Origin of the sequence: Microbacterium sp., from assembly GCF_035277845.1 — a bacterium.
In the GTDB taxonomy this organism is placed as follows: domain Bacteria; phylum Actinomycetota; class Actinomycetes; order Actinomycetales; family Microbacteriaceae; genus Microbacterium.
In genome coordinates this window covers 1-7675 of sequence record NZ_DATEJS010000280.1, presented here as the reverse complement: position 1 = coordinate 7675, position 7675 = coordinate 1, and the positions used below count along the sequence as shown (strand labels likewise).

Annotated in this window: 10 protein-coding genes and 1 pseudogene; 5 read left to right on the top strand and 6 right to left on the bottom strand. The window is 71.6% G+C overall.

Annotation, left to right across the window (positions count from 1 at the left end; translation table 11 throughout):
• From VJR25_RS12265 to VJR25_RS12255, 3 genes are all read right to left on the bottom strand, one after another.
• A partial coding sequence (locus VJR25_RS12265; RefSeq protein WP_324115403.1) for a hypothetical protein occupies positions 1 to 354 on the bottom strand: 354 nt, incomplete at its 3' end.
• On the bottom strand, positions 351 to 1022 hold the full coding sequence (locus VJR25_RS12260) for a DUF4129 domain-containing protein (protein WP_324115401.1): 672 nt from the start codon (positions 1020 to 1022) through the stop codon (positions 351 to 353). The genes VJR25_RS12265 and VJR25_RS12260, both read right to left, overlap by 4 nt.
• Before the next feature lie 109 nt (positions 1023 to 1131).
• Complete coding sequence (locus tag VJR25_RS12255; RefSeq protein WP_324115399.1) at positions 1132 to 1572, bottom strand: MarR family transcriptional regulator; 441 nt, start codon at positions 1570 to 1572, stop codon at positions 1132 to 1134.
• 31 nt (positions 1573 to 1603) lie between these two features.
• Here VJR25_RS12255 and VJR25_RS12250 point away from each other — a divergent pair, with 31 nt between their 5' ends.
• On the top strand, positions 1604 to 1849 hold the full coding sequence (locus tag VJR25_RS12250) for a hypothetical protein (protein ID WP_324115406.1): 246 nt from the start codon (positions 1604 to 1606) through the stop codon (positions 1847 to 1849).
• 49 nt (positions 1850 to 1898) lie between these two features.
• Here VJR25_RS12250 and uvrB read toward each other — a convergent pair whose 3' ends face one another.
• On the bottom strand, positions 1899 to 3980 hold the full coding sequence (gene uvrB, locus VJR25_RS12245) for an excinuclease ABC subunit UvrB (protein WP_324115397.1): 2082 nt from the start codon (positions 3978 to 3980) through the stop codon (positions 1899 to 1901).
• Positions 3980 to 4612: a dephospho-CoA kinase gene (gene coaE, locus VJR25_RS12240; RefSeq protein ID WP_324115395.1), complete on the bottom strand. Its 633-nt coding sequence runs from the start codon at positions 4610 to 4612 to the stop codon at positions 3980 to 3982. Before coaE ends, uvrB begins: the two co-directional genes overlap by 1 nt.
• A gap of 180 nt (positions 4613 to 4792) precedes the next feature.
• Here coaE and VJR25_RS12235 point away from each other — a divergent pair, with 180 nt between their 5' ends.
• From VJR25_RS12235 to VJR25_RS12220, 4 genes are all read left to right on the top strand, one after another.
• Positions 4793 to 5332 carry a CARDB domain-containing protein gene (locus VJR25_RS12235; protein ID WP_324115393.1) on the top strand — a complete coding sequence of 180 codons (540 nt, stop codon included), beginning with the start codon at positions 4793 to 4795 and terminating at the stop codon, positions 5330 to 5332.
• A 43-nt stretch (positions 5333 to 5375) separates the two neighbouring features.
• On the top strand, positions 5376 to 5954 hold the full coding sequence (locus VJR25_RS12230) for a signal peptidase I (RefSeq protein WP_324115391.1): 579 nt from the start codon (positions 5376 to 5378) through the stop codon (positions 5952 to 5954).
• Positions 5955 to 5965: 11 nt separating this feature from the next.
• Positions 5966 to 6523 (top strand): hypothetical protein, encoded by a 558-nt coding sequence (locus VJR25_RS12225; protein ID WP_324115390.1) that lies wholly within the window; start codon positions 5966 to 5968, stop codon positions 6521 to 6523.
• A gap of 109 nt (positions 6524 to 6632) precedes the next feature.
• Positions 6633 to 7379, top strand: coding sequence for a response regulator transcription factor (locus VJR25_RS12220; protein WP_324115405.1), 747 nt, complete (start codon positions 6633 to 6635; stop codon positions 7377 to 7379).
• On the opposite strand, the pseudogene VJR25_RS12215 reads toward VJR25_RS12220, so the two are convergent.
• Positions 7366 to 7675: pseudogene (locus VJR25_RS12215) on the bottom strand (hypothetical protein); the annotation flags it as partial. The gene VJR25_RS12220 and the pseudogene VJR25_RS12215 sit on opposite strands and share 14 nt — an antisense overlap.

Here is a 7675-nt window from a genome sequence, read left to right as displayed (position 1 = left end):
GCTCAGTCGCCGCGCGGCGAAGCGCCGCAGGCGGCGCACCCCGGCCTCGTGGACGGGCCGCAGCCGCGGGGCGACACGGCCCACCCCGGCCCGCACCGGGCGCAGGGACCACGAGATCTGGACGATGTCCGAGCGCTTGCCGTGCCGCGGCGGCGGGTCCGCCTGGGAGGCAAGCTGGGCGTCGGCATCCGTGAGACCCGACCACGCGACGCTCAGGGCAGCCGCGACGACGCCGAATGCCGCCGCGAACGGCACCGAGAGCCCCACGAGCCAGAGCACGGTCGCGGTCACGCCGCCGAGCACCACCGATCCGACGATCGACATGACCCGGCGCCGCACGGGATGCTGCCTCATCGCCGCGCCGCCGTCGCATCCTCATGCCACGATGCGGCGAGGCGCCGCACGCAGTCGCGGGCGGTTGCGATCGCCGCCGCGTCCGCGTGCCGCGTGCCGAAGCGCACGCCCTGGTACAGCCCGAGCAGCACGGTGACGGCGTCGCGGTCGGCGTCGAACCGGCTGATCACGCGGGCGGCGTACTCCCCCGGCGTCTCGGCCGGCCGGCGTCCGGCTCCGGAGGCGACGGACGCTTCCTCGAGCCCGAGCCACGCCTGTACGATCGCATCGTCCGCGCTGCGGTGCTCGTCGAGGATCCGCAGCGCCCGGGCGAGACCGCGCACGATCGGCGCCGTGACGGGTTCGGGTTCCGCATCGAGCTCCCCCGTGCCGAGCACCTCGACCGGAGCGGCGAGGGCCTCGCGGCGCACGCGCTGCGTCAGCCGGATGCGTCGCAGCAGCCGGTACGCGATGGCGAGCAGCGCGAGGCACACCGCCACGGCAGCCAGCAGCGTCAGGATCTTCTGCGCCTCGGCCGGAACGCCGGGGCTGGGAAGGGGGATGCGTGACGACGACGGCTGCGGCTGCGGGGTGAGCGCGGGAAGCTGGGGAACGATGCGCCAGCGGGGCGGGCTCCAGTGCGTCGGGCCGGCGGCCCACACGGATGCCACCGCCAGGACGAGGAGCACCGCCACGGCTCCTCCGGCGACGACCCGCCTGCGCTCGTGCCTCACAGAGGCTCACGATACTCGCGACCTCGGACGCCCTCGCGGCAGGCGGACGTGTGCGTCGGCGGGGTCAGAGCGGGGGTCGCGGTCCCGCGAACGGCGCGAGACCGTCGCGCACCGCGGCGACCTCCCCCGGCGTCATGCCGACGCGCGCCATGATCTGCCCCGGCACGTCGAGAGCGCGTTCGCGCAGCGCGCGTCCGTCGGCGGTGAGGGTGATGTCGAGCACGCGCTCGTCGTCGGGGCGGCGCGTGCGTTCCACGAGCTTCTGCACCCCCAGCCGCTTGACGATGGGCGACAGGGTCGCGGGCTCCATCGCCAGTTCGGCGGCGAGCTCGCCGAGCGATCGCGGCGCCTTGTCCCAGAGGGCGAGCATCACGAGGTACTGCGGATGCGTCAGCCCGAGGGGCTCGAGCACCGGACGGTAGATGGAGACCACGTTGCGCGCGGCCGTGACGATGGCGAAGCACAGTTGGTTGTCGAGCTTGAGCAGGTCGTCGCGCGGGTCCACGATGACATTCTAACCATTACTTAGTACACTAATCATCGTGACACGAAGCAATTCAGCCGATCGTCCTCCCCTCCGCCAGCGAGTGCGTGCCGAAGGCGGGTGGTACTCCTGGTTCAACCGCAACCTGGTGCGCATGGCGGGGCCGGCTGCGGTGGGGCCGTACGACACCACGCCCGAACCTCCCCGCGCCGAACGCCCCTGCCCGCTCTGCGGCGCACCCATGTCGCAGCACACGTTCGACCGCACCGGTCCGAAGCCGCTGATGTTCTGCCCGTAGCCCCCGCCCCCGGAGGCATCGCGCCCGGATGCCGGGCGTTCACGGCTGGTCAGGCGTGCCCGGCCCGCTCCATCGCGCGCAGCTCCTTCTTGAGGTCCTGCACCTCGTCGCGCAGGCGCCCGGCCAGCTCGAACTTCAGCTCCTCGGCCGCCGCGAGCATCTGACCGGTGAGGTCGGCGATCGTCGCCTCGAGCTGCTCCGCACCCTCCGCCGCGATCCCCTCCCGCCGCAGTTGCGGCGTCGGGCTCTTGCCCTTGCCGGACTTGAGCTTCGCGGACGTCTTGCCGCGCATCATCCGGTCGGTGTCGTCCGCCTCGCGCGTGAGCACCTCGGTGATGTCGGCGATGCGCTTGCGCAGCGGCTGCGGGTCGATGCCGTTCGCCTCGTTGTAGGCGATCTGCTTCTCGCGGCGACGCTCGGTCTCCTCGATCGCGTTGCGCATCGAATCGGTCATCGTGTCGGCGTACATGTGCACCTGCCCGGACACGTTCCGCGCGGCGCGGCCGATGGTCTGGATGAGCGACGTGCCCGATCGCAGGAACCCCTCCTTGTCGGCGTCGAGGATCGACACGAGCGACACCTCGGGGAGGTCGAGTCCCTCGCGCAGCAGGTTGATGCCGACGAGCACGTCGTACACGCCGGCCCGCAGCTCGGTGAGCAGCTCGACCCGGCGGAGGGTGTCCACGTCGGAGTGCAGGTAGCGCACCCGCACCCCGTGCTCGCCGAGGAAGTCGGTGAGCTCCTCCGCCATCTTCTTGGTGAGCGTCGTCACCAGCACGCGCTCGTCGCGCTCCGAGCGCACCCGGATCTCCTCGAGCAGATCGTCGATCTGCCCCTTCGAGGGCTTCACCACGATCTGCGGGTCGACGAGTCCCGTCGGGCGGATGATCTGCTCCACGACCCCGTCGGCGATCCCCATCTCGTATCGTCCGGGCGTCGCGGACAGGTACACGGTCTGCCCGATGCGGTTCTTGAACTCGTCCCATCGCAGGGGCCGGTTGTCGAGGGCACTCGGCAGCCGGAAGCCGTGCTCGACGAGCGTGCGCTTGCGGGAGGCGTCCCCCTCGTACATCGCCCCGATCTGGGGCACCGTCACGTGCGACTCGTCGATCACCAGAAGGAAGTCGTCGGGGAAGAAGTCGAGCAGGGTGTGCGGCGGCTCGCCGGCGACGCGCCCGTCGAGGTGCCGCGAGTAGTTCTCGATGCCGGAGCAGAACCCGAGCTGCTGCAGCATCTCGAGGTCGAAGGTGGTGCGCATGCGCAGCCGCTGGGCCTCGAGCAGCTTGCCCTGCCGTTCGAACTCCGCGAGCCGCTCGGCGAGCTCCGCCTCGATGGTGCCGATGGCCCGGTGCACCACGTCGAGGCCAGCGACGTAGTGGGATGCCGGGAAGATCGGCACCGAATCGAGCTTCTTGACCACGTCGCCGGTGAGCGGATGCAGCATGTACAGCGCCTCGATCTCATCGCCGAAGAGCTCGATGCGGATCGCGAACTCCTCGTACACGGGGATGATCTCGATGGTGTCGCCGCGCACCCGGAAGTTGCCGCGCGAGAAGTCCACGTCGTTGCGGTTGTACTGCATGGCGATGAACTGGCGGATGAGGGCGTCGCGGTCGTAGCGTTCGCCCACCTGCAGGGCGACCATGTTGCGCAGGTATTCCTCGGGGGCGCCGAGACCGTAGATGCACGAGACCGTGCTGACCACGACCACGTCGCGGCGGCTGAGGAGCGAGTTCGTGGTGGAGTGCCGCAGTCGCTCGACCTCGGCGTTGATCGAGGAGTCCTTCTCGATGAACGTATCGGTCTGCGGGACGTACGCCTCGGGCTGGTAGTAGTCGTAGTAGCTGACGAAGTACTCGACCGCGTTGTGCGGCATGAGGTCGCGGAACTCGTTGGCCAGCTGCGCGGCGAGGGTCTTGTTGTGCGCCAGCACGAGCGTCGGGCGCTGCACCTGCTCGATGAGCCACGCCGTCGTGGCGGACTTGCCGGTTCCGGTCGCGCCGAGCAGCACGACGTCGGTCTCGCCGGCGTTGATGCGTGCGGCGAGCTCGGCGATCGCCTGCGGCTGGTCGCCGCTGGGGGCGTATTCGCTGACGACTTCGAACGGCCGGACAGAGCGGGTGGTCTGCATCACTCCAGCGTAGGACCGGCCTCCGACATCGGCTCCGGGTGGCCGACACGCCGCCACACCGCATCGGCCTGAGCGATGGTCTCCGCGATGTCCCCGCCGGTGTGCACGACGACGTCGGCGAGCGCGCGGCGCTCGGCGTCTCCGGCCTGGGAGCGGATCCGGGCGCGGGCATCCTGCGCGGTCATGCCGCGCAATTCGATGAGCCGCGCCACGCGCACGTCCTCCGGCGCCTCCGCCACCACCACGAGGTCCCAATGGTCGCCGGCACGCGCCTCCGCGAGCAGCGGCACGTCGTAGACGACGACGGCATCCGGATCCGCCGCGAACGCCTCGGCGAAGCGGCGCACCGACTCCTCCTGCACGGCGGGATGCACGATGGCGTTCAGCGCGGCGATCCGCTCCGGATGCCCGAACACGCGGGCTCCGAGCGCCGCGCGGTCAAGACTCCCGTCGGCGCGGATCATCGCGGCGCCGAACTCGGCCGCGATGGCATCCAGCACGGGCGACCCCGGCGACTGCACCTCACGCACGATGGCGTCCGCGTCCACCACGACGGCTCCGTGCTCGGCCAGCCGCGACGCGATGGTCGATTTGCCGGAGGCGATCCCCCCGGTGAGCGCGATGAGTGGCATGCATTCGAGGATGCCACGTCCGGCCGGCCGCTCAAGGTTCCGTCAAGATCGCAAACCTTGGGCCGTCCTGAGGTGCGCTTGGGGAGGCCTTGAGCGTGTCCTCATAGCGTCGGGTCATCGCGATCGGCACCGACCACCAGGATCCCCGCCGACGCACTCGCAGCTCCGAAAGGCATCCCCATGAACACCCCCGCCCCGCGCACCGAGCGCCGCTCCCGCAAGCGTCCGATCATCGCCACCGTCCTCGCCCTGACGGCCGTCGGCGGCATCGGCGCGGCCGCCACGAGCGCCGCCTGGACCGACAACGTCTTCTTCACCGCTCCGGCCCAGGCCGCCACCTTCGACCTCCAGGGCTCGCTCGACGGGAACACCTGGGTGCAGTCCGACAACCCCGGCAGCATCCAGCTCGTCGTCCCGGCCTCCACGTTCGCGAACCTGCTGCCCGGCCAGACCCGCACGGTCTCCCTCTACGTCGAGAACACCGGCACCGCCAACTCGGCCCTCGTCGCGAGCGCCGCCTGGACGTCGGGCAGCACGTTCACCACGAACCCCACGATCTCGGTCTCGCCGGCCTCGTCGACGCTCGCGGCGGCGAACGGCACCACTCCGACCACGACCACCGTGACCCTCACCGTGGCCGCGCCCGCCGATTGGGCCGCCACCAACCAGGGCAAGACCGGCAGCGTCGTCGTGACCGTCGCCGGCACCGCCACCTCCTGACCCGACCGCCCCCGGCCCCTCCCGACCTGAAACGAGAAACGACATGATCGCGCTCCGCCGCCTCGCCCTGGGCGTCCTCTGGCTGCTCGCCGCCGTGGGCATCGCCTGCGGCCTCGTCTGGGGAGCCACCGCCGCCGGCCTGATCAAGCCGCTCATCGTGATCTCGGGTTCGATGGAGCCGCACATCATGACGGGCGACCTGCTCGTGGACCGGCCGGTCAGCACCGGCACCCTCCGGCCGGGGGACGTCGTGAGCCTGCCGAGCACCCTCACCCACGATCTGGTGACGCACCGCATCCAGACGGTCTCCGCCGAGGGGGACGGCACGTACACGATCACCCTCAAGGGCGACAACAACACGTTCGCGGACGCGCTCCCCTATCGCGTCGGGGCCCAGGTCTGGATGCCGCAGATGCAGCTCCCGGGCGTCGGCGCCGCCCTGCAGCGACTCGCCGCGCCGGGCGTCGTCATCGCCTTCCTCGCGGGGCTGGCGGGTCTGCTCGGGCTGGTCTGGCTGATCCCCGCTCCCGGTCGGACCCGGGACGACCGCGAGTCCGCCGCAGACACCGTCCACGCCGACCACCGCCGCGAGACCGGACTCGCGACGGTGGGGGCACCGTGACGCCAGCGGGCATGTCCTCGGCGCGCCGCCGGCGCGGTATGCTCTGCGCGGCGGTCGCACTCGCGGCATCCGTCCTCGTGGTCGGCGCGGGCGTCACGGCCTCGCACGCCGTCACGAGCGCCGCGTGGACGGACCGGACGTCCGCGTCCGCGACGGTCACCTCCGGCACCTGGTCGGCGCTCGGATCGTGCACCGCCCTGAACAGCGCCGGCGCCGCGGTCGGGACCTGCGCGATCTCCACGATGATCTACGACGCCGCGGGCGGTTCCGGCAAGCACATCCGCACCTACTACGCGACGTTCTCGGTCTCGAGCACCTCGGCGACGTCGGTCGTGTTCCAGGCGAACCTGGGCGCGGCGACGGTGCGACTGGACACCAGTGCCGGTGCGTGGAACTGGTCCACCGCCATGACCCTGCCGGCGGCCCAGATGACACCGACCTCCCCGTGCGCGTCGCTGCCGTCGCTCACCGGCAGCGCCACGTCCGCGAACTGGACGCTGCAGCCCACCGTGACGTTCCAGCTCGCCGACGCCCGGTCCGCGTTCCAGGGTCCGCCGAGCTGCTCGTGATGAGGCGACCTTCATGATCGGCGCCGCGTTCCGGCAGGCGTTCACGGATATCCTGTCCGAGGTCTCGGAGGTTCCCGGGCTGGCCGATCCGGCTCCGGAGGGAGGGCGAGTGGACCGCGCACGCGTGGCGGTGGTGATCGAGGACGATCCGGACATCCGCTCTCTGCTCGCCGACGTCCTCGAGCAGGCGGGCTTCGCGGTGCACACCGCGGGCACCGGACTCGACGGCGTGCGGCTGGTGTCCGAGGTCGACCCGCTGGTCACGACGCTCGACGTCAACATGCCCGGCATGGACGGATTCGAGACGGCCCGGCGCATCCGCGCCGCAAGTTCGACCTACATCGTGATGCTGAGCGCGCGCACCGAGGAGATCGACGCGCTGCAGGGGCTGGATGCCGGTGCCGACGACTACGTCACCAAGCCCTTCCGTCCCCGCGAGGTGCGGGCGAGGATCGAGGCGATGCTGCGACGTCCGTCCGCACACGCGCTGGCTCCGCCGGTCGCGGCCGCGACCGGCGCCGATGACGACGCCGGATGGATCCGCCACGGCGGGCTGCGGCTGCACCCCGGCATGCGGATCGCGATGCTGGGCGACGCACCGCTCGACCTGACGCGCAGCGAATTCGACATCCTGGCCGCGATCCTGTCCGCGGGACGCCGCGTCGTCGGCAAGGGCGAGCTGGCCCTCATGCTGCGCGGAGAGCAGTGGACCGGAGCCGAGTTCCTGAGCGAGAGCGACGCCCGGGCGATCGAAGTGCACGTGGCGAACCTGCGTCGCAAGCTCGGCGAGTCACCGTCCGAGCCGCGCTGGATCGAGACGGTGCGCGGCGTCGGCTACCGCATCACGGCGCGCTGAGATCGGCCGCGCCGACGCGCACCGACTCGCCCGAATCGGACGCGGCCCGGCGTGCGGCCTCCCGCGCGCCGGCGATGAGCTGCGCGGGACCGGGCGCCCCCTCCGCGTCCCCGTCGTGGTCCGGACCGGCCAGGACGAGTCCGACGCCGATCACCGGGATGATCCCCGCCGCCACGTCGCCCAGGTCGTCCAGCAGCCCGCGGTGGACGATGCCCGCCTGCCGGCGGGCGTCGGGCTCCGACGAGACGGATGCCGCGAGCAGCAGCCCCTCCCGGCCGTCCTCGCCGACCAGTGCG